The sequence below is a fragment of the Methylosoma difficile genome, assembly GCF_054657615.1.
The window spans coordinates 433,574-456,376 of sequence record NZ_BAAHYJ010000003.1 but is presented as its reverse complement, the minus strand read 5'-3'; the positions used below and the strand labels follow the sequence as shown (position 1 = coordinate 456,376).

20 protein-coding genes are annotated in these 22,803 nt (G+C 48.9%); 11 read left to right on the top strand and 9 right to left on the bottom strand.

The genetic code is table 11. The annotated features are described in order from the left end of the window. Positions 1-40: 40 nt before the first annotated feature. From ACYQ1O_RS11565 to ACYQ1O_RS11550, 4 genes are all read right to left on the bottom strand, one after another. Positions 41-520, bottom strand: coding sequence for a hypothetical protein (locus ACYQ1O_RS11565; RefSeq protein WP_459991840.1), 480 nt, complete (start codon positions 518-520; stop codon positions 41-43). Beyond that, positions 517-693, bottom strand: coding sequence for a hypothetical protein (locus ACYQ1O_RS11560; RefSeq protein WP_459991839.1), 177 nt, complete (start codon positions 691-693; stop codon positions 517-519). The genes ACYQ1O_RS11565 and ACYQ1O_RS11560 overlap by 4 nt, the downstream gene beginning before the upstream one ends. A 139-nt stretch (positions 694-832) precedes the next feature. Beyond that, positions 833-2,983: an adenosylcobalamin-dependent ribonucleoside-diphosphate reductase gene (locus ACYQ1O_RS11555; RefSeq protein ID WP_459991838.1), complete on the bottom strand. Its 2,151-nt coding sequence runs from the start codon at positions 2,981-2,983 to the stop codon at positions 833-835. Between the two features lie 384 nt (positions 2,984-3,367). Continuing rightward, entirely contained in the window at positions 3,368-5,119 is a 1,752-nt protein-coding gene (locus ACYQ1O_RS11550; RefSeq protein ID WP_459991837.1) for an ABC transporter ATP-binding protein, read from the bottom strand. 288 nt (positions 5,120-5,407) lie between these two features. Here ACYQ1O_RS11550 and ACYQ1O_RS11545 point away from each other — a divergent pair, with 288 nt between their 5' ends. The 10 genes from ACYQ1O_RS11545 to ACYQ1O_RS11500 all read left to right on the top strand — a co-directional run bounded on the left by ACYQ1O_RS11545 (position 5,408) and on the right by ACYQ1O_RS11500 (position 16,459). Beyond that, positions 5,408-6,277, top strand: a complete 870-nt coding sequence (locus tag ACYQ1O_RS11545; protein ID WP_459991836.1) for a quinoprotein dehydrogenase-associated putative ABC transporter substrate-binding protein — start codon at positions 5,408-5,410, stop codon at positions 6,275-6,277. Positions 6,278-6,398: 121 nt separating this feature from the next. Then, positions 6,399-8,633, top strand: a complete 2,235-nt coding sequence (locus tag ACYQ1O_RS11540; protein ID WP_459991835.1) for an EAL domain-containing protein — start codon at positions 6,399-6,401, stop codon at positions 8,631-8,633. A 10-nt stretch (positions 8,634-8,643) separates the two neighbouring features. Beyond that, the gene (locus tag ACYQ1O_RS11535; RefSeq protein WP_459991834.1) at positions 8,644-9,090 is read left to right on the top strand and encodes a hypothetical protein; all 447 of its coding nucleotides are present in this window, start codon (positions 8,644-8,646) and stop codon (positions 9,088-9,090) included. Continuing rightward, positions 9,087-10,268 (top strand): hypothetical protein, encoded by a 1,182-nt coding sequence (locus tag ACYQ1O_RS11530; protein ID WP_459991833.1) that lies wholly within the window; start codon positions 9,087-9,089, stop codon positions 10,266-10,268. The genes ACYQ1O_RS11535 and ACYQ1O_RS11530 overlap by 4 nt, the downstream gene beginning before the upstream one ends. 9 nt (positions 10,269-10,277) lie before the next feature. Next, positions 10,278-11,954, top strand: coding sequence for a sensor histidine kinase (locus ACYQ1O_RS11525; RefSeq protein WP_459991832.1), 1,677 nt, complete (start codon positions 10,278-10,280; stop codon positions 11,952-11,954). Between the two features lie 88 nt (positions 11,955-12,042). Further along, on the top strand, positions 12,043-12,936 hold the full coding sequence (cysM, locus tag ACYQ1O_RS11520) for a cysteine synthase CysM (protein WP_459991831.1): 894 nt from the start codon (positions 12,043-12,045) through the stop codon (positions 12,934-12,936). Between the two features lie 70 nt (positions 12,937-13,006). After that, complete coding sequence (gene rlmD / locus ACYQ1O_RS11515) at positions 13,007-14,341, top strand: 23S rRNA (uracil(1939)-C(5))-methyltransferase RlmD (protein ID WP_459991830.1); 1,335 nt, start codon at positions 13,007-13,009, stop codon at positions 14,339-14,341. A 119-nt stretch (positions 14,342-14,460) separates the two neighbouring features. Further along, positions 14,461-14,805: a hypothetical protein gene (locus tag ACYQ1O_RS11510; protein ID WP_459991829.1), complete on the top strand. Its 345-nt coding sequence runs from the start codon at positions 14,461-14,463 to the stop codon at positions 14,803-14,805. A 60-nt stretch (positions 14,806-14,865) separates the two neighbouring features. Further along, positions 14,866-15,933, top strand: coding sequence for a hypothetical protein (locus ACYQ1O_RS11505; protein ID WP_459991828.1), 1,068 nt, complete (start codon positions 14,866-14,868; stop codon positions 15,931-15,933). Between the two features lie 13 nt (positions 15,934-15,946). After that, complete coding sequence (locus tag ACYQ1O_RS11500) at positions 15,947-16,459, top strand: L,D-transpeptidase family protein (RefSeq protein ID WP_459991827.1); 513 nt, start codon at positions 15,947-15,949, stop codon at positions 16,457-16,459. 85 nt (positions 16,460-16,544) lie between these two features. Here the strand turns inward: ACYQ1O_RS11500 and ACYQ1O_RS11495 are convergent, their stop codons facing one another. Next, positions 16,545-17,774 carry a pyrophosphate--fructose-6-phosphate 1-phosphotransferase gene (locus ACYQ1O_RS11495; RefSeq protein WP_459991826.1) on the bottom strand — a complete coding sequence of 410 codons (1,230 nt, stop codon included), beginning with the start codon at positions 17,772-17,774 and terminating at the stop codon, positions 16,545-16,547. Positions 17,775-18,065: 291 nt separating this feature from the next. Between ACYQ1O_RS11495 and ACYQ1O_RS11490 the strand changes: the two genes are divergently transcribed. Beyond that, entirely contained in the window at positions 18,066-18,551 is a 486-nt protein-coding gene (locus ACYQ1O_RS11490; protein ID WP_459991825.1) for a flavin reductase family protein, read from the top strand. 58 nt (positions 18,552-18,609) lie between these two features. Here ACYQ1O_RS11490 and ACYQ1O_RS11485 read toward each other — a convergent pair whose 3' ends face one another. The 4 genes from ACYQ1O_RS11485 to tig all read right to left on the bottom strand — a co-directional run bounded on the left by ACYQ1O_RS11485 (position 18,610) and on the right by tig (position 22,776). Beyond that, a complete protein-coding gene (locus ACYQ1O_RS11485) occupies positions 18,610-19,248 on the bottom strand; it encodes a VTT domain-containing protein (protein WP_459991824.1) in 639 nt (212 codons plus the stop codon). Positions 19,249-19,474: 226 nt separating this feature from the next. Then, complete coding sequence (gene clpX, locus ACYQ1O_RS11480; protein WP_459991823.1) at positions 19,475-20,746, bottom strand: ATP-dependent Clp protease ATP-binding subunit ClpX; 1,272 nt, start codon at positions 20,744-20,746, stop codon at positions 19,475-19,477. Positions 20,747-20,814: 68 nt separating this feature from the next. Further along, positions 20,815-21,465: an ATP-dependent Clp endopeptidase proteolytic subunit ClpP gene (gene clpP, locus ACYQ1O_RS11475; protein WP_459991822.1), complete on the bottom strand. Its 651-nt coding sequence runs from the start codon at positions 21,463-21,465 to the stop codon at positions 20,815-20,817. A gap of 9 nt (positions 21,466-21,474) precedes the next feature. Beyond that, positions 21,475-22,776, bottom strand: a complete 1,302-nt coding sequence (tig, locus tag ACYQ1O_RS11470; protein WP_459991821.1) for a trigger factor — start codon at positions 22,774-22,776, stop codon at positions 21,475-21,477. Positions 22,777-22,803: the final 27 nt, after the last annotated feature.

The window sequence follows — 22,803 nt, the reverse complement described above, 5'->3', positions numbered from 1 at the left end:
TTTAAGAAGGTACGCGATGCGTACCCTACTTAACTACAGTCTAATCTCGCCATTTCTGATTTAATTCAAGAATCCTGGGATAATGGGTTCCAGCTCTAAATCTATCTTCATATTCCCTAATGGTAGAAGCTATGTAGTCTCGATAGCTTGTTTTCATTTCATCTTCAGGGAATTGACCTTTTAATATAGATGAAGCCAAGCGTTCCATTGCATTCAGGTAGCTTTCTTTCGCTTCTTCATAATAGCTTACTTGATGTTCCTCTGGTTCAGAGGAAGAGTTCAGTTTTTGCGCTATATCGCTAAAACGCTGGCGACGAGCGTTCATATCTTGTTCAAACGAAAGTAAAGCGTTCCATTTTGCACTTTCGAGCTGTTGTGCAATTTTACGCAATGTTAAAAATGCAAAGATGCCACCAACAATAGCAGCTACCAATGCACCTGCCGCTATAACATCAGCCCACCAATAGACATGATAAGTGTCAGTTGCAATTTGAAGCGACTGCGTTTCGTAGTCTGTCATTTTTTGTTTTCCTTTGGCTTTACACTATCTTTTTGTGCTTTTAAATTTTGTATAACTTGTTCTGCTTGGCGGGTATGCGCATGTAACGCTCCACAATCCTCAAGCCCAATATCGGTTTTTTCGACAATAAAAAGAGGTTGGGATAAATTGTCTTTGTCTTTTGTGCTGCTCATTTGAACCTTCTTAAGGGATTGAAGCCATGTAGGGTACGCATTGCGTACCTTTTAAAAGGTTGGTTTAACATCAAAATTAGAGAAGGTACGCAATGCGTACCCTACAAACTTGAAGAGACCTATCCATTCACCCAAACATTTAAAACTTCCCGTAATACCCCTCTTTCAACGCATCAAACAAATTGGCGGCGGAATGGATTTCGCCGTCGTATTCAATTTCGTCATTGCCTTTAAATTCCATGACCGAGCCGTCGTCCAAGGTGAATTGGTAGGTGGTGTTTTCTAGGTCGGATTCTTTGACTAATACACCTTGGAACACTTCGGGATTGAAGCGGAAGGTGGTGCAGCCTTTTAGGCCTTTTTCGTAGGCGTATTGGTAGATGGATTTGAAGTCTTCGTAAGGGAAATCGGTCGGTACGTTGGCGGTTTTGCTGATGGACGAGTCGATCCAGATTTGCGCAGCGGCTTGGATGTCGACGTGTTGTTTGGGCGTGACATCGTCGGCAGCAATAAAGTAATTGGGCAATTGCTGTTTCGGGTCGTCGCTGTAGGGCATGGCGTTGGGGTTGACGGCATGGCGGTAGGCGAGCAATTCGTAGGAGTAGACATCGACTTTTTCTTTGGATTTTTTACCGGCGCGGATGACGTTGCGCGAGTAGTGGTGGGCAAAGCTCGGTTCGATGCCGTTGCTGGCGTTGTTGGCAAGTGATAAGGAAATGGTGCCGGTCGGGGCAATGGAGCTGTGATGGCTGTAACGCGCGCCGGTTTCTGCCAATTGCGCGACCAGTTCCGGTTCCACTTGGGCAATTTTCTGCATGTAGCGGCTGTATTTGGCGTGCAAGATTTTGCCCGCGACTGGGTCGCCCACTTTGTAGCCATCGGCAATCATCTCGGGGCGTTGGTGCAGCATTTCGCCGGTCACGGTAAACAGTTGTTCCATGATGGGGGCTGGGCCTTTTTCTTTGGCTAAATCCAACGCGGCTTTCCAACCTTCCACTGCCAATACTTTGGTAACTTCTTCGGTAAATTCCAGCGAGCTGTCATCGCCGTATTTCATGCCCAACATGGTCACGGTTGAACCCAATCCCAAATAACCCATGCCGTGGCGGCGTTTGCTGGTGATTTCGTCGCGTTGTTGCGGCAACGGCAAGCCGTTCAATTCGACCACGTTGTCGAGCATACGGCTGAAGATGCGGATGGTTTTGCGGTAGGTTTCCCAATCGAAATAAGCGTCGGCGGTAAACGGTTTTTTCACAAAGCGGGTCAGGTTGATGGATCCCAGCAAGCAAGAACCGTAAGGCGGCAAGGGTTGTTCGCCGCAAGGGTTGGTGGCGCGGATTTTTTCGCAAAACCAGTTGTTGTTCATTTCGTTGACTTTGTCGATCAGGATGAAACCCGGTTCGGCGTAGTCATAGGTGGACGACATAATCATGTCCCACAAACGGCGTGCGGGCAGGGTTTTGGTAATGCGGCAGGCCACCAGGCCGTCGTCATTGACGATGTAACCGCGTTGGGTGGGGAATTCGCGCCAGATGATTTGTTTGCTGTCGTGCAAATCCAGTTGGTCGGCTTGCGCTTCTTTTTCAGTGACGGGGAAAGACAAGGCCCAAACTTGGTCGTTTTTGACCGCTTGCATAAATTCAGCAGTAATCAGCAACGATAAGTTGAACTGGCGCAAACGTCCGTCTTCGCGTTTGGCGCGGATGAATTCGACCACATCAGGATGCCCGATGTCGAATGTACCCATTTGCGCGCCACGGCGACCACCTGCCGAAGAAACGGTGAAACACATTTTGTCGTAAATATCCATAAACGACAGCGGCCCGGAGGTGTACGCGCCCGCGCCCGACACGTAAGCATCTTTGGGGCGCAAGGTGGAGAATTCATAGCCGATGCCACAACCAGCTTTCAGCGTCAGGCCCGCTTCGTGGACTTTGTGCAAAATGTCGTCCATGGAATCGTAAACGGTGCCGGACACGGTGCAGTTAATAGTGGACGTGGCAGGTTTGTGTTCTAACGCGCCAGCATTGGAGATGATGCGCCCCGCCGGAATCACGCCTTGGCGCAACGCCCATAAAAAATCTTTGTAGCATTGGTCTTGCTTGGCTTTGCCTTTTTCAACATCGGCAAGCGCCCTGGCAACGCGTTGGTAGGTTTCGTCGATGCTTTTATCGATAGGAACGCCTTCTTTGGTTTTCAAGCAATATTTTTTGTCCCAAATGTCCATGGACGCTTCTTGGAAAGGCGGTTCGGTAACAGTATGGGTGATTACTTGCAATTGTGCGGTCATGATTTAGCTCGAAAAAATAGGAAAAAGAAACAGAAAGAAAACGCGAAAAGGGTTGCTTAAAAACAGGGAATAGGCTAGCGATGCTATCGCCTAAAAACTATATGTAGTTTTTGTTTAAGGCTTAAACACAATATATAGTGCCATTTAAAAATCACCAACTGTTTTTTTTGAACCACCGCAAAAAAAATAATTCGCCTTTCTAGGTGGCTGTTTTTAAAAGGGCTATGGGGAGAACGGCAAAGGATTGCTTTTGTTTGGGCCACTTTTGGGTTGGGAAAAACGGTTCGTCAAGCCAACCGACCCAGCCGTTCGATGAGCGTAGCCGAAGCGAAACCACTGGGCTGTGGTAAACGGGAAACCAAAAACGTTACTGCGTAACATCAATTACAAATCCAAAAAATCACCACGCTGATGCTGCCACATGGCGAAATATTTGCCTTGCAATGCCAACAGTTCTGGGTGGCTGCCTTGTTCGATAATACGGCCTTGCTCCAACACCACTATCCTGTCCATGCTTAAAATGGTCGATAAGCGATGCGCGATGACAATGGCGGTTTTGTCTTTTATCAGCTCGAAAATCGCCACTTGAATTTGCTGTTCGGTTAACGAATCCAGCGCGCTGGTGGCTTCATCCAACACCACAATCGGCGCATCTTCAAGAAAAGCACGGGCAATGGCGATGCGTTGGCGTTCGCCGCCCGAAAGCTTAACGCCGCGTTCGCCCACCAAGGTGTCAAATTGTTCGGGCAGTTGTAGGATAAAGTCCAAGCAGCGGGCTTGTTGCGCCACTTCGTGCAGGCGGGCTTCGCTAATATCCGCGCCTAACGCAATGTTGTCGCGCACCGAGCGGTGGAACAGCTCAGGCTGCTGCGGCACCATACTGATCTGTTGGCGCAGCGCGCTTAAGGTGAAGCGGGAAGCGTCAATGCCATCGAACAGCAGCGCGCCTTGTTGCGGCTCAACAAAGCGGAACAGTAGCTTGGTCAAGGTCGATTTGCCGGAACCGGAATGCCCGACCAAGGCGACTTTTTCGCCGGCTTTGATGTGCAAATTGAAATCGGTAAACAAGGTTTGCGGGCTGTTGGCTTTGCCGTAAGCAAAATGCAGGTGTTGGAATGCAATCTCGCCACGCTGGATTTTGTGGTCTTGGGTATCCGGCGCATCATTTTCCAAATCGTGCTGGCGGAACACTTCTGCCATTTCCGAGGCATCAGCCAAGGCGGAAAAAAAGTTGCGGAAGTTGCGGCCAAATTCCCACAAGCGTTGGATGAGCATAATCATAATCGACTGGAACAGCACAAATTCGCCGATTTCGAAATGTCCGCCGCGCCATTGTTGGATCATCAGATAGACAAGCAACAACTCGATGGCAAAGGTCATCAAACCTTGCACGGCAAAGGACACAAACATCAACGTCCAAGCAATTCTCTTTTTTCTGAACACCGTATCGGAGGCTTGATCGACGCGGCTTTGCTCGCGTGCTTCCAAGGCAAAACTTTTCACGATAAAAATATTGCTGATGGCATCGGAATAGACGCCGCCCACGATGGAGTCGGCATCGGCAACGGCTTTGTCAAAACGCAGTTTCCAGATCGAATAGCCGACGCTCCAGCCCACAAACAGCACCACCCACACCAAAAAATAGAATGCAAACGTGGGTTGTTGGCGGTAAAAAATGCTGAAGGCAATACCGATTGCCAATACGTTCATAAAAAACTGGAACAAAAACCAATCTAAAATCGTTTCGAACGAACGCGAAAAGCGGCTGGCTTGTTTAATCAGGCTGCCGGAAAAGCGGTTTTCAAAAAAGCCGTACTTTTGCTGTTTTAAAACCGCAAAGCAGCGTTTTTCCAACAGATTGATTCCGCCGCCTTCAAGCGGGATCATGGCAATTTCCAAAAACCGCCACGATAGCCAAATGCCGCCGTAGATCATGGCAATGGTTTTTAGATTATCCATGAGCATTGCCAACGTGGCATCGGAATAAGGCAGGGCCAGGCCGTTGGCGATATTTTTGTAATAGAGCGGGCTTAATAGTTCTAAGCCGGTGGTAAAAATCAGCGCAATCAATGCCAGCAAAAACGGCCCTTTTTTTTGCCAGACCACTTTCAGGTATTCTTTAAAGATAATGTCCATACGCCCGCAAGGATAAAAACCCGGCCTGCCAAAGTTGAACGCCGGGTCTGTTGCTGTCAGACTAGCTGTTTTAACAGCCGCTTGGCATATCGACAAGGCTAATTTTGCTTAACACACCGTCACAGTCACGGCTGGGGCTTTGGCAAAAGCCAATAAGGAGATGCCGTAACGGTGTTTTTATTCGCCCAATGGCTTTGATTATTTAGGTTTGCCCTTCACCGCAGACACTGGGTGGAGGGGTGATGTTACGGTAAACTTAAGCCTATCGACCCTTTTTCAGGAAAACTTATGAACAATACCCAACCGACCTACCGAGTACTGGCTAGTTTTTGCCTGGCTCTGCTTAGCAGCCAAACTTTTGCCCAAGAAACGTTTAAAGTCTGTGCCGACCCGCTCAACCCGCCCTACTCCAGCAATAAAGAAGACGGTTTCGAAAATAAGATCGCCGAGCTGTTTGCCAAACAGCTCGGGCAAAAGCTGGAATACACATGGTTTCCACAACGCATTGGTTTTCTGCGCAATACCTTGAACGCACCGGTTAATGAAAAAGAAGTCGACAGCAAAAACTTTAAATGCGATGTCGTGATGAACATGCCCGCCGGTTCGGACATGGCCTTGACCACTGAACCCTACTACCGCTCCACTTACGTTTTGCTGATCGCCAAAGGCCGTGGTTGGGATAACATCCAAGCGCCCCAGCAATTGGCGGATTTGTTGCCAGAACAGCAAGAAAAATTAAAAATCGCCATGTTCGACCGCGGCCCCGGCACCACTTGGCTGCAACACAACGGGTTGTTGGAGCAAGGTGTCCCTTACCAATCGATGTCCGGTGATGATGACAACAACATCGCCATGCAATTGGACAAAGACCTGAAAGCCAAAAAAATCGATATGGTTATTTTATGGGGGCCGATTGCCGGACATATCATTTCGCAAAACGCCAAAAACAGCTTCACCCTGATCCCCATGCCCGCCAGCCCCGGCATCAAATTTGATTACCAAATGGCTATGGGCGTGCGCAATAACGACAAAGCCCGCAAAGCCCAGCTGGACAAGCTGATTGCCAGCAACGCCGAAGCCATCAAAAGCATTATCGAAAGCTATCAGATCCCGCTGTTGCCCATTGAAAAACTGGCAAAAAACAAAAATGATGACTAAGCTTTGCTAACAGAAAAAAACATCGGACAACCATTTTCAATGGCCCTTTATTGGTAGTGGTCAAGCGACATTCTATAAACCGTTTTATCAAAAAGGCCTAGCACCTTACCGGCATATCCCTATGAGCCAAGAGAGTGACGACTTTATTTTTGAAGATGAATCGCCCGCTGACGACGAGAATGCGTATCGGCCTTTATTTTGGAAAATACTGGTGGTGGACGATGATGAAGACGTGCATTTAGCCACCGTCCATGCCTTGCAAGACTTGGACATCCTAGGCCGCTTACCCAGCTTTCTACACGCCTACAGCGCTGCCGAATGCATTAGCCTGCTCAGCGTCCATAGCGATGTGGCGGTGGTCTTGCTTGATGTGGTCATGGAAAGCCAAGATGCGGGCTTAAAATTGGTCAGCGACATCCGCAACCAACTCAAACAAGCCATGCCACGTATTATTTTGCGTACGGGTCAGCCAGGCTACGCACCTGAACTGGATGCCATCCGCCAATACGACATTAATGATTACAAAACCAAAAGCGAACTCACCCGATCCAAATTATTCACCACCGTCTTGTCAGCCATACGCGCCTATCAGCAGCTGGAGTCAATGGCGACTTACCAACAAGGCCTGCAACATATCGTGCAAAGCTGTGATGCTTTGGTCAAGGCTAATGATTTTCAAAGCTTTAGCCAACAAGCCATTCAGCAACTCACTGACCTGTTAGGCGGCAAGGCAGATTATTTGGCTTGCTTCCAAGCAAGCCCTAGTGGAAAAGAAAACTTGATGATAGCCGCATCGGATAACTTTCCGCAGGATCAAGCGCACCACCTCATCCCTGTCACCGTCGCACACTGGCTTGGCAAGCGGGAACCTGTTTTTGATAACGGACATACGATGGCGTTCTTGCCCCTACTGGCAAACCCAGCGTTAATCCTCTACCTAAAAACCGTATCGGCCCTTTCTGATGAGGAATGCGCGCTGCTAAAAGTGTTTTGCAGCCATGCCGCCGTCTGCGCCGACAATGTCAAGCTCATGCTCGGTTTAAAAGACTCTGCCTATTACGACCATCAGGTTGCCCTACCTAACCGCCAAGCATTTGTGCAAGCCATTGATGACCGGCTAAAACAGGGCAACTCTAAACAATACAGTGTCATAATCTTGGATATTGACCATTTTGCCGAAATCAACAATGCCTTCGGGCATCACTTCGGCGATCAATTATTGTCAGCTTTTGCAAAACGGCTACATGACTTATTTGGACAACACTGTTTAATCGCGCGCATTGCTTGTGACATCTTTGCCCTGCTCGGCGATACCGACCTGCTTAAGCCGGCAAATTTGCGCCCGCTCATGCAACAAACCATTAATATTGACGGCATCGTGCATAACGTGGCGTTCAGTTCAGGCACGGTCAGCTTGGAAAACATCCAAATCGATGGTCATACCGTACTTAAAGATGCCAGCATTGCGCGCAAACTGGCACGGCAACAGGGCATCAACAGCGACGCTTATTACCAACCGGAAATGGGCTTACGGGCAAAACAGCGCACCCAGCTCCTGCAAAGTTTGCAAGAAGGTTTTCAAAAAGGGCAGTTATTTCCGGCCTTTCAGCCGCAATTCGATATGCGCGACCAAAGCCTGCTAGGCTTTGAGGTGCTGATGCGCTGGCGTACGGCAAGTGGTGAGCTGGTTCCGCCCGATCAATTTATCCCAATTGCCGAACAATCTGGGCTGATTGTTGAAATGGGCGCATGGATTCTAAAAGCCGCGCTTAACTTTTTACGCACCTTGGAAGATAAGGGCTGGAAAGGTTTGATGATGTCAGTCAATGTCTCCAATGTACAGTTCCAAGAAGCTGATTTCCTCTCCGTATTGCAACAAACCTTGGATGGCAGCGGCATTAACCCACTGCAATTAGAGCTGGAAATCACTGAATCGACCATGGCAGATCAGCACAATCTGTTAGACATGCTCCGAAAAATACGGCAGATGGGGATCAGCATTGCCGTCGATGATTTCGGCACGGGATTCTCATCACTATCGTATCTGCAAAGCTTGCCATTAAACCGTATTAAAATTGACCGTTCATTCGTCAATAACTTATGCGATGGCAAAGAAGGTCGGCACATTGCCAGTTTAATCATAGAATTGAGCCGCCGCCTAAACTTGGCGGTCATCGCAGAAGGCGTAGAAAATGAAGCGCAAGCCCTATGGCTGCAAGAACTCGGCTGCCATCTGGCACAAGGTTATTATTACGGTAAACCCATGACTGAAAACGATTTGCTCACCTGGCTGCAAAGCCAAATCGCTTCGCCAGCCCCTATGGTCAGCTTAACGCCGCAGGCCGGCAAGCCTTAACCATAACGTGATGCCCAAGCTTTTTTTGCCCATCAATAACCTACTGAACCGTTCCATTATTGGATTGGCGCTACTGTTGCTGCTGGCCTTACCGCTTGCTGCCGAACCGTTGGCAATCGTCACCCAAGACAGCCCCGAAGCCGCCCCCTTAACGCGCGAAGAAATCGCCGACCTATTTTTAGGCAAACGCAAAATCAGTCTTGCCGGCGTTAACTTAACCCCTGTAGACATCAGCGACGAAGCGTTGCGGGAAAGCTTTTACCAAGGCATTGCCGAAATGAGTACGGTGCGCGTCAACGCTTATTGGTCGCGACTGGTGTTTTCGGCACAAGGCCGACCGCCCCGCCAATTGCCGCTTGAAGAAGCGAAAGCGCTGGTTTTATCCACGCCAGGTATCATCACCTATATTCCCGATGCCCATAGCAACGGCTTTAAAATTCTGCTGAGGCTGCCATGAAACATATCAATGTGATAGCCCTTTTGGCACTGACCGCCAGCCTGTTAAGCACGAACAGCCAAGCGCTGGAATTGCTCGACAACGGCAAGCTCAGTTTACGCGGCTTTGGAACCATAGGTGGCGCTTGCTATACCGCCGACAACTATGACTTTAGCCGCGAAAACTTACCCGACGGCCCGGGCAAATCACGGCGTTGTGACCCGCAATTGGATTCCAAACTGGGTTTACAGTTAGATGCCGCACTCACGGATTCCCTGCAAGCCACCGTTCAAGGCATCAGTTACCACCGTGCTGACGGCAGCTTTACGCCGGAGCTGACCCAAGCCAATTTGCGTTGGGCGGTAAGTGACGACAGCAGCATCAGGCTGGGGCGTATGCAAACGCCATTGTTTTTCGTTTCCGAATACCGCAACGTGCTGCACGCCCAGCCATGGGTCCGCCCGCCAGTGGAGCTGTACAACCTTGTACCCATCTATTCGATTGATGGCTTAGAATTTGGACACCGCATCACTTGGTCATCTTGGCGTTTGCAACTGAATGTCGGTGGCGCCCATTCTGCATTCGATACGCCACGCGTTTTTGTCAGCGGGCAAACCGATCCTATCGAAGCGGGCATTGGTTATTTGGACATCCGTTTGGAACACCAAGCCTGGCTGTTCAAAGCTAATCTCATGGGCGGAAAAATGACTTACGATGCCAAACTGGTCAATGACCTACTGTTGTTTGTTGATAAAGCGCTGGCGAATGAACTGAACAACACCAATAAAGACTTTCTGTTGTTTGGCTTTGGCGCACGTTATGAAACCAATGAATGGTTGCTGCAAAGCGAATACTTGTTCCGCCGGATAGACTCGTTCTTCCGTGACCAGCAAGGCGCCTATCTGATGGCTGGGCGGCATTTTGGCAACTGGATGCCCTATGGCATTGTGGCGCGCCGCTGGAGCCAATCGCAAGGCAAGGAAAACCTTGCCGCCGACCCGTTCCAATACGCCATCGCCAAAAGCATTGTTGAAGTCACCTATACCGACCGCACCAGCTTTAGCTTAGGCTTATCACGCAGGCTCGGCGAACAGGCCATTGTTAAACTACAGACCGACTTTATCAAAGGCGATTCGGGTACAGCACAGGCGGGCGATTTTGAACAACTGGTGACTTTAAATTTGGACTTTGTCTTCTAAGCTTCGCCTATGCCCCAAGCACTTCCGGTAAAAAAAACCGCAAAAGTACGCCTCTACACCTTGCGGTTACGCTTGTTGGTGGTTGCCTTGGGCATACTGGTGTTGCTGGGCAGCACCATCCTTTATAACGGCTACCGAATTATCCATCAGGCCACCGTCGATAACGGGCGGGCGGCTGTCAAACAAACCTCGCAAATACTCAATCTTGCCGCCTCGCCTTATGCGGTCAATAATGAATTGAATTTGCTGGAAATTTATCTGACCGAACTGATTGTGGCAGATGCCGACAGCAGCGGCCTGATTTATGTCGCCATTGTTAACGATAACGGCTCGCTACTGCTTGATGTAGGCCATCACCCCACCTCGCCTTCGCAACCGCTTCCCACACCCGACTTACCACAGCATTACAATACCGCATTGGAGCGCGGCATTGTCCATGTCCGCCAACCCTTGCTGTTGGCAAACAATGCGGTCGGCTATTTGCAATATGGCCTGTCAACCGAACTGCTTAAAAATGCCACGCGCCAATCGCTTCAGCAAGGTACAGCTTTGGTTTTGCTCAGTTTATTGCTGGGTACGGTACTGGTCTTATCGTTAGGCATTCCCCTCACCCGCCGTATCGGCTTATTGATTGATGCCAGTGAAGCCATCGCCGCCGGTAATTATCTTCATACCGCACCTGAGCAAGGGCGTGATGAAATTGCTAAATTGGCCCATCATTTCAACATCATGGCGAATGCCATCCGACAACGGATTGATGCCCTTGAAGAAAGTCGTGCCGAGATCAGCCACCTCAATGCTAGCCTTGAACAACGCGTCGCCGAACGGACATCGCAATTGGCAACGCTTAACCGCACCTTAGAAGAAACCGTCACCCACCTGCAACAGACACAAGAATCCTTAATCCAATCGGAAAAGCTCGCCAGCTTAGGCACTTTAGTGGCTGGCGTGGCGCACGAACTGAACACGCCCATCGGCAATGCCCTCATGGTGGCAACCACACTGGAAGACAAAACCCACGAATTTGCCCCGCTGTTGTCAAAGGGGCTTAAACGTTCCGAGCTGGAGCAGTACTTAAATAACGTACAAGCCAGCGGTGTGTTAATTACCCGCAGCATTGCCCGTGCCGCCGATCTTATCGCCAGCTTCAAGCAAGTGGCGATTGACCAAACCAGCTCGCAACGCCGCCGCTTCGAGCTGCAACAAGTCTCCAAAGAAGTGGCAGACACCTTGGCTTACCGCCTAAAAAACACTGGTTACCAACTGCTGATAGACATCCCGGACGGCATTGCCATGGACAGTTACCCCGGCCCGTTCGGGCAAGTGCTGTCCAACCTGATTAATAATGCCTTGATACATGGTTTTAGCGGACGCCTTCAAGGAACGATTCGGATTACGGCCCGCGAACATCAAAACCAGCGGGTCTTGTTGGAATTTAGCGACGATGGCACCGGCATCAGCCCTGAAAACCTCAAACACATTTTTGACCCTTTTTTTACCACCCGGCTGGGTCAAGGCGGCAGCGGCTTGGGCTTAAATATTGTCCATAATATCGTTGAAGGCCTGCTGGGCGGACACTTGCAAATTGAATCGGCAGTTGGCAAAGGCACGCGTTTTTTAATCGACCTGCCTTTACAGGCCCCAAGCAACGCCAATAACCCGCACCAGCTCAAACAACAAATATAAAAGCCTTTGTTTGCATCCTATAAATGGCAAAGTTTCTTAGGGGTTTTATGGGATAATTTAAGTATCAACATAAAACAGGTTATCTGCCATGCATTACTACCCTACTATCGAACAGTTTGTCGGCAACACCCCCTTAGTGCGTTTGCAACGGCTGATTGCCAACAACAGCAATACCTTGTTGGTCAAACTGGAAGGCAACAACCCAGCGGGTTCGGTTAAAGACCGCCCCGCCTTAAGCATGATAAAACATGCCGAAGCGCGTGGCGAAATCAAGCCCGGCGACCGCCTGATTGAAGCCACCAGCGGCAACACCGGCATTGCCTTGGCGATGGCGGCGGCTATTAAGGGCTACAAAATGACCTTGATTATGCCCGACAACATGAGCGCGGAACGCAAAGCCTCAATGAAAGCCTATGGCGCAGAAATTATCCTGACACCCGCTGCCGGCAGTATGGAAGCCGCCATCGACTTGGCAAGGGCTATGCAAGCACGCGGCGAAGGTAAAATCCTCGACCAATTCGCCAACCCCGACAACCCGCGCGCCCATTACGAAGGCACGGGGCCGGAAATTTGGCGCGACACCCACGGCACGGTCACCCACTTTGTCAGCTCAATGGGGACAACCGGCACGATTATGGGCAACTCGCGGTATTTAAAAGAACAAAACCCCGACATCCAAATCATTGGCGTACAACCGGAAGGTGAATCGAAAATCCCTGGCATTCGCCGCTGGCCGCAAGAATATCTGCCGAAAATCTACCAAAACGAACGCGTCGACCGCATTATTGATGTTGACCAAGACTCCGCCGAACAAACCACCCGCGCCTTGGCGGCGCAAGAAGGCATTTTTGCGGGCGTATCGACTGGCGGCGCCGTTTATGTCGCCTTGCAATTGGCAGAAACTTTAGAAAACGCTGTCATCGTCGTCATCGCCTGTGACCGTGGCGACCGTTATTTATCAACCGGCGTATTCCCCGAATAAACCGCATAACGCGGCGTGATGTTTTTCGCGCCGCGCAACCAAATCCTCGCAACCTTAAAAAATCCAAAGCATGAAGCGCACCCGTTCCAGAAAGAAAAAACTCCCAGAAGAAGCCGTCAGAATCCACATTGAATCGCTCACCCACGATGGACGTGGCGTAGGCCACATCGATGGCAAAGCCATTTTTATCGACGAAGCCTTACCGGGCGAAGAAGTCGATTTCATCTACACCGATAGCCGTAAAGATTACGCCGAAGGCCGTGTGGTGGCCTTGCACAATCGCGCGCCCGAACGTGTCGATGCCGCCTGCCCGCACTATGGCGTCTGCGGCGGCTGTAGCTTCCAACATGTTGAAGCCAGTGCGCAAATCAGTATCAAACAAGGTTTGCTGGAAGAACAGTTCAAACGTATCGGCAAAGTTGACAGCCCCGAATTATGGCAACCCTTGACCGGCCCACATTGGGGCTATCGCCGCAAGGCTCGTATGGGCGTCAAATATGTGCAGAAGAAAGACCGCGTACTGGTCGGCTTTCGGGAAAAGCGCCATCCCTATTTGGCTGAAATTGACAGCTGCATCGTGATGCATGAGAGCGTCGGCACCCGCTTGACCGCCTTGGGCGAGATGATTGTACAACTCAGCATCCGTGAAAAAATCCCGCAAATTGAAGTCGCCATCGGTGATGAGGCTTGCGTGTTGGCCTTCCGTGTTTTAGAACCGCCGACCACCGCCGACCAAGCCATCATGCGGGCTTTTGGTCATGCGCATGGCCTGAGCATCTGCCTGCAATCCAAAGGCCCTGACACGATCGTGCCGCTGGATGGCGAACCGGAAGTCATCCCCACCTACAGCTTGCCGGACCATGGCATCACCTTTAAATTTCGTCCGGCAATGTTTACCCAAGTCAATTACGACATCAACCGGCAAATGATTAACCGCGTTTTGGAGACTTTGCAGCTCAACGCAAATGATACCGTTTTGGACTTGTTTTGCGGCCTCGGCAATTTCACCTTACCCATGGCCAAATACGCCGGACGCGTGATCGGCATTGAAGGTGACCAGCCGCTGGTCAACCACGCCAAAGCCAACGCGCAATTTAACGGCATCGACAATGTCGAGTTTTATGCCGCCGATTTAAGCAAAGACATTTCCGGCGAACCGTGGGCGCAGCATAAATTCAACAAAATCATGCTCGACCCTTCACGCGCCGGTGCCGCCGAAGTATTGCCGCTGTTTAAACGCTGGCAGCCGGAGCAAATTGTTTATGTATCGTGCAACCCGTCCACATTAGCGCGCGACGCGGGTATTTTAGTGAACGAGTTAGGCTATACTTTGGTGAAAGCAGGGGTTATGGACATGTTCCCACAAACCGGACACGTAGAATCCATTGCTTTGTTTTGCAAATAGCGGATATTTCTGGCTTAAGCAAAACATCCGTCAGGGGAAAAACACGCTTTCCCCTGCTATCAGCTTTTCATTGAATACATTAATACTTTGTAAAACTCAGATAAATGGCACACAACCTTATGAATAAAATTTTTGCTATCGGCTTGTTTGGCTTAACCTCAACAGCTGTTTTCGCCGCACCACCTGCACTCATCACATCCAGCTTTACCAAACACGATATTAGCTACGAAGATTGCCAAACCAGAACCCATGAAATTATGGAAAAAATGAATCTGGAAATTGAAGACCGTGGCAACGGCACTATCGGCGGGTTTGGCGAACAAAGCGTTGCCATCGTCAACTGCCACCTCTTGGATAAAACCACTTATGTGCAAATTGCCGTTTCCAGCCAAAAAGAAGAAGCTGCCCAGCTCATCATTGAGCATCTGATTAACCACTTAAAATCCAAACCTGTCGGCAAATAAGCGTAAACCTGCGGCGGCAGCCAAACTCAGGCTGACCGCCACAATTCATGGGTGATGTTAATGAAATATTTAAATTTAGTGATGTTGGCGTTGTTGGCTGGCTGTACGCCTGTTAACACGGTAAAAGAACCCGCTCTACCCCCTTTATCGTCGGTTGTGCCACGTGTGACCGAAGGCTTAAGTTTTTCGGAAGCCGAAAAAAACTTGTCAGGCCACCGCACCGTACACAAATTTAGCCAAGGCCAAGAAACCATCTGGGAAGTCCGCGAACGCAGCACGGACACCAAAGCCAATACCATCAACGCCAACAACTTACTCATCACTTTTGATGGCAATGGCAAAGTCAGGCAAACACTTTCTTCATTTTGTTTTTTGCCCGACCAAGAACCACCGCTTAAATCGACACCCGCCACCAACTGTTACCAAAAGCACCTGTTTCCGTTTGATAAGCAAACCACCTACGATGCCATCAAACGCCTGTTGATTATTTCCCATTACCAAGTTGACCATTCCGACGCGCAATCGGAACTGATTTCCGCCACCGGCACGCAACCGTTCGAAGGCGACGACGACAAAATGATGTTTATCAAACTATCCATCGCCTTCTCAAAAGCCCAAGGGCAAACCACTGAAGTAGTGATGTCCGCCAGCTTTAGTACATCGGAAAAGCAATCCACTTGGGTGCAGGCAGGCTTTGGCGGCGTCACCTTGCCAGTTCCCCTGCCCTTCCAAAGCAAAGAGGAATGGGTTGATACTGGTATTGTCACCCCCAAGTTTTACCTGAACTTTTACGATGCGTTAACCAACCTGATTGCCAACGAATATTTGCAGTACCATCCGATAGCTATCGCCTCGACTCCCGCCAAACCTGCTGTGGCGGTCAAACCTGTCCAACCGGTAGCCAAACCTTCCCTACCTGGCGACACCGGCATTATCAGCATGCCTCCGCATCCGAACAGCCTGATGCCCGAAGCGGACCCGCTGGACGAACTTGACGGCCCCATTGATGCCGAACCCAAGAAAAAAGGCAAAGCGAGCAAAGCGTCATCGTTACCCATAGACAGCGACAGCTTGGCTGATATTGATGACAAACCGATCGACAGCGTTGTTAAAAAACGCCGTAAATAACCCTGACTGACTTATGCCAGCACCAACCACGGTTATCAGCGAAACAGAAACTTACCTTGATGTGGACATCGCCCGCCAGCAATTGCGCGTGCTTGTCAACGGACAAACTGTGACCACTTATCCTGTGTCCACCGCCAAAAACGGTGCGGGTGAACGCAAGGGAAGTGAATGTACGCCCCGTGGCTGGCATAAAATCCGCGCCAAAATTGGTGCAGGCCAAGCATTGAACAGCGTGTTTATTGGCAGACGCCCCACCGGTGAAATCTATTCGCCAGCCTTGGCGGCAGACTATCCGCAGCGTGATTGGATATTGTCACGCATCCTTTGGCTGGGCGGCTTAGAACCTGGTGTTAACCGCTACGGTTCCGTAGACAGCACATGGCGCTACATCTATTTGCACGGCTGCCCCGACGAGCTGCTGGATGGGCAACCACGCTCCCACGGCTGCATCCGTATGGGCAATGCGGATATTGTTGAATTGTTTGACCGTATCGAGGCGGGTACCAAGGTGTTTATCCACCCATAACGCTACCCAAATTTTTCGATAGACACAAAAAAGCCCTGGCACACCAACGCATGCCAGGGCTTTTTTTATGGATCAATGCCGCCGATTAATGCGCGACATCCACTTTAGAACCTTTGGTCTGACCGATGTCTGCCAATAAGTCATCGAACCAAGCCAAGTTAATGTCAAACGGTTTGCCGCCTTTAATGCGCGGGAATTCAATCGCACGCAACACGCCACCCCGGTCTTCGTCATGACCGATCACACCGGGCTCACGGCGGAAAGCACATTCAACCGCCAAATCAGCGCAGGATTTAATTAAACGGATGTCGTTGGCGTTAGCAGCAGCTGCGCGGGCAAAATAACCCGATTTTTGGATCAAGGTTTTTTCTGCACCCAGCATCTCGGCGAACTGCTCGCCAAACCATTTGCCTGGATTGACGGCATCCAATTTCACGTGACCAAACGCATCGCGCGGCACTTCTTGGCCTTTGGCTTGCATTTCGGCAACAATCGATTCTACGCCTGCACCTTCTGAGACGAAGATATTGACGCAATCAACAGTATCCATCACTTCGCGCAAACGCGCCGCTTCGGCTGCTATGTCGATGTTCATTTCTGGGATAAATACGCCGTGTACTTCAAACGCTTTACGATCCAAGCCCAATTCAGGCAACCATTCGGCGCGGTCCAACAATTTACGGTATTCGACAGCAGTGGCAGCGGTCAACCAACCACAGCTGCGGCCCATGACTTCATGGACGATCAACATGCGTGGGTTGGCATTGTTTTCTGCGACGACGTTGGCAAAATATCGGGCGCCTTGTTCGGCAGCCGTCCAGGCACCTAAAGATTGTTTTATCGGGAAAACGTCGTTATCAACCGTTTTTGGCAAACCGATAACCGTCAACGGGTAATTGTTGCTGGCTAAGAAAGCTGCCAAATCAGCAGCGGCAGTGTTCGTGTCGTCACCACCAATAGTGTGCAGGATGTCCACACCGTCTTTAACCAATTGGTCTGCCGCCACTTTTTGTGGGTCTTGACCTTCTTGCACCAAACCGCGTTTGACACAGTCTTTTACGTTGGTCAATTTAACACGGCTGTTACCGATTAAAGAGCCGCCAAAATGTTGCAGCAAACCCGCTTTTTCACGCACAGTTTGGGTAACAGGATAAAAATCACCTAACAACAAGCCTTTGTAACCACTGCGGTAACAGATGATTTCAATGCTGGGATCGATTTCGTTATAACGCTCGATCAGGCTACCAATGGCTGAGTTAAGGCAAGGCGCTAAGCCGCCTGCAGTAAGAATCGCAACTTTTTTAGGTTTGTTCATAAGAGTTTGGGGTAATTAGGTTTAATGATTAAAAACGTGTGCAGTATTCTGTTTTTGTATCCAGCTCGCGCCAATTGGACATTTAACAGACCCAAAGGCAGTGCTGCGACAGCCGAAAATTTTATCATATTGGTTGGCATTCGCTTTGCTTTTGTTCAGCCTTAACCCCCACATTAGCAACCGTTTTCATGATTGCCCTAACATAACTTATCAATAACGATTAAAATGGCTAGCTTATTGCGCTGCACTGGTGCGGCCCAACTATTTTTGACTCAATAACCGGGGGATAACATGGCGGTAAGTGCCGATGACTTTAAACAAGCCTTGCAACTATGGGCAAGCGGCGTGACGGTAGTGACCACTCATTCAGAAAAGTACGGTACGCAAGGCATGACTGCGACGGCATTCAGCAGTGTTTCCGTCAATCCGCCACAAATCTTGGTGTGCATTAATGAAATGGCGGACACCGGTGAAGGCATTAACGAAAGCCAATGCTTTGCGGTGAATGTGTTAACTGCACAGCAGCAAGACGTGTCCGGACAATTTGCTGGTGGCAGCAGCCAAGCACAACGTTTTGCCGATAATGAATGGCAAGCTGGTATTAGTGGCGCGCCGATATTGACGCAAAGCTTAATGTCGCTGGATTGCAAAGTGGTCGAAAAGGTCCGCGCAGGCACGCATTGGATTATTATTGGCGAAGTGCAAGACGCCATCTGCCGCGAAGGTGAACCCTTGTTATATTACCGTGGTGCCTACCGTTTTTTGAACGCCCAATAAGTGTTGCAAGACGCATTGGAGATTTCGGCGGCTAACGCCGGAATCCTCAACCATTACATCAACCAGCCTTATCCGCCAAAAACTTGGCTTTAAACACCTGCCAAAACACTGGCAGCAACGACACGCCGATAATAGCAAACACGACCAACTCGAAGTTTTGCTTCACCACCGCAAGATTGCCAAAAAAGTAACCCAGCAGGGTCAGCGAAGGCACCCACAACAGCGCACCAATAATACAAAAAACGATGAATTTGCCATAAGCCATACTGCCTGCGCCCGCCACAAAAGGCGCAATGGTGCGGACGATGGGAATAAAACGCGCCATGATGACCGTTTTGCCGCCGTGCTTTGCATAAAAGGCTTCGGTTTTTAACAGATACTCCTGTTTTAAAAACAAAACCTGCTGGCGATTTTTGATCGTTTTACCGAAATATTTACCGACAAAATAATTGAGATTGTCGCCCAATAAAGCCGCCAACATTAACAAAGGGATCAGTAACCCAGGGTTAAGCGCTCCCGTCGAAGCCGCTACCGCGCCCGCCGCAAACAATAAGGAGTCGCCTGGCAGCAAGGGCATCACCACCAAACCGGTTTCCATAAAAACAATCAAAAAAAGGATGACATAAGTCAGTGTACCGTACTGGTGGACAAGTTGGTCTACGTTCAGTAAGTGCAAAAATTGCGTGATAATTTCCATAGTATGGGTTCTGCTAGAGTTCAAGAAAACGGTACGTTTAAATGAGCGATAAAACTCTCAAGCAAGTATAACGGGGATTTAGCAATCTAAGCCTAGAAATGCACCGGCGAACGATTGTTAGTGCTTTAATAATGGGGATTTTGTAGCCGAGATTTACGGCAAAGCGGCATGGTGATGCGGAAAAGGTGCTAAGGAAAGAATGAATCCATCCTTAGCCCTATTTGAATTAAACCGATTTGGCTTCTGAAGAAACTTTTTTCTTTTCTGATTCGTAAACTAGAATCGGGTCTGAATGTCCGTTGATGACACTTTCATCAACCACTACTTTGCTAATGCCTTCTGATGAGGGCAGTTCATACATGGTATTCAGCAAAATATTTTCGACAATGGTCCTAAGTCCTCTGGCACCGGTTTTTCTTTGCATGGATTTACGGGCAATTGCGCCAAGGCTTTCTTCCCTAAATTCCAATTCCGCGCCTTCCATTTCAAACAAATGTTTATACTGTTTGATTAATGCATTTTTAGGTTCGGTGAGGATTTTCACCAAGGCCGCTTCGTCCAATTCTTCCAAGGTAGCGACGATGGGCAAACGACCGACAAATTCAGGAATCAAGCCGTATTTGATGAGGTCTTCCGCTTCCACTTCGGCAAACAGTTCGCCGACGTTTTTGTCTTCTTCTTTGGATTTGACTTCCGCCGAGAAACCAATGCCACCTTTTTCTGAACGGGCTTTAATAATACGATCCAAACCAGCAAATGCGCCACCGACGATGAACAAAATATTGGCGGTGTTCACCTGCAAAAATTCTTGTTGCGGGTGTTTGCGACCACCTTGTGGCGGTACAGAAGCGACAGTACCCTCGATCAGCTTCAGCAACGCTTGCTGAACACCTTCGCCGGAAACATCCCGGGTGATGGACGGGTTATCTGATTTTCTGGAAATTTTGTCGATTTCGTCAATGTAAACAATGCCGGTTTCAGCCTTTTCGACATCGTAATCGCATTTTTGCAAGATCTTTTGGATGATGTTTTCAACATCTTCACCGACATAACCCGCTTCGGTCAGTGTGGTCGCATCGGCAATGGTGAACGGCACGTTCAGCAATCTCGCCAAAGTTTCTGCCAACAATGTTTTGCCAGATCCGGTCGGGCCAATCAGCAAAATATTGCTTTTTGCCAATTCGACCGTGTCTTTTTTACCTTTGCTGCGTAGGCGTTTGTAATGGTTATAAACGGCAACAGCCAAGGCTTTTTTGGCGCGTTCCTGACCAATCACATACGCATCAAGCTCAGCTTTAATTTCTTTGGGTTTGGGCAACTCGTTGCCGCTAAACGTAGTTGTTTCTTCTTGCAACTCATCTTTGATGATGTCGTTGCATAAATCAACGCATTCATCGCACACATAAACCGAAGGACCCGCGATAAGCTTACGCACTTCATGCTGGCTTTTGCCACAAAAAGAGCAATACAGTAGTTTATCGTCGATTTTATCTGTCATTCTTAACTCCCCTAAGCATCATATTGTTATGATGCACACCATAGGACAACAGCTGTTTTGACAGCTGATTATTGCTCAGATAAAGCACTGCGGTTAGTCAGCACCTTATCAATTAGGCCATAAGTGACAGCATCGTTGGCACTTAAAAAATTGTCCCTGTCGGTATCCATTTGAATTTTCTCAATGGGCTGACCGGTGTGATGGGATAAAATTTTGTTGAGTTTGTCACGGATCGACAAAATCTCTCTGGCATGGATGTCAATATCGGAGGCTTGACCTTGATAACCACCTAAAGGCTGGTGGATCATCATACGGGAATGAGGTAAGCAGTAACGTTTTCCCGCAGCACCACCTGCCAATAATAAGGCGCCCATACTGGCGGCCTGACCAATACACATGGTACTGACGTCAGGTTTAATGAACTGCATGGTATCGTAAATTGACATCCCTGCAGTCACTGACCCGCCAGGGGAATTGATATACAGATGGATGTCTTTATCAGGATTTTCTGATTCCAGAAACAGCAATTGTGCAACCACTAAGTTAGCCATGTAATCTTCAACTTGACCCACCAAGAAAATAACCCGCTCTTTCAGCAAGCGCGAGTAAATATCAAATGAACGTTCGCCACGGGCGGTTTGTTCAACAACGATAGGAACCAAGCCGCCAGCGGCTTGTATATCAAGTGTAGATTGCAAATTGGCTTGTTGTCTGTACATTAGGATTCCTTAGCGTGACTGCCGATCCATGACATCATTAAATTTAACCGGCTCATCGGTAACGGTCGCTTGGGCAAGCAACCACTCAACGGTTTGGTCTTCCAAGACCATTTGTTGAATATCGTTAAGACGGGATTCATCTGAATAGTACCATTTTACAACGTCTTCAGGGCGCTCATAGCTTTTTGACATGTCTTCAATCGTGGCACGGACTTTGTCTTTATCTAAGGTAATGTTATTTTTTTGGATGATTTCACCCAAAATCATACCTAAAGCAACCCGGCGCTTGGCTTGATCTTCGAACATTTCGCGTGGCAATTTTAAGTCTTCAGCTTTAACATTCTGACGTTTAGCCGTTTCCATGTAAGGCTTCATCAGGCTTTCAATCTCTTCATCAACCAGCGTATTGGGCAAGGTCAGTTGAATTTTTTCATACAAGGCATCCATCGCCGAAGTTTTCAATTTATTACGTAAAGCTTGCGCCAATTCGCGCTCCATGTTTTCTCTGACATCTTTACGGAAAGCGTCTAGGCTGCCGTCTTCAATGCCATAAAGTTTGACAAATTCTTCGTCAATTTCAGGAAAGCTTGGTTCTTCAATTTTAATGACATCAACCGCAAATTTCGCCGCTTTGCCTGCCAATTTGGTGTTGCCGTAATCTTCAGGGAAATTCAGTTCGAAGGTTTTTGAAGCGCCCACTTCAAGGCCGATCAGATTGTCTTCAAAGCCAGGGATCATTTGTTTTGCGCCCAGCTCCACTTGGTAATTTTCCACCAAACCATCGGTGAAGTTTTCGTCTTCTGAGGATCCGGTAAAGCTTACAGTAATACGGTCGCCGGTTTGCGAAGCGCGTGTCGCTTCCGCCCACTCTTTTCTTTGCTCGCGCAATTTTTGGATCATGGCATCGACATCTGACTCTTCAACGTCTGAAACCGCACGGGACACTTGCAATTGATCCAAGCCATCCAGTACCACCTCAGGATAGACCTCGAATACTGCCGTGTATTTGAAGCCTTGGCTTTCATCGACCGAATCAATGAAAGGCTGGCCTGCCGGCTTTAAGTCTTCTGTTTGAATAGCTTCGAAATAAGTAGTTTGGATCAAATCGCCCGCCACTTCACCACGAACGCGATCACCGTACAATTTTTTGACAACAGTTTGCGGCACTTTGCCTTTGCGAAAGCCATCGATTTTAACTTCACGCGCCAAAGACTTGAGTTTTTCAGCCATTTTCGCCTGAACCACTTCTTCAGGGACAACAACAGTCATTTTGCGGCTTAATTCCGATGTCTTTTCGACAGAAACTTGCATTCTTTCTACCTCAAATAGTTACGATGA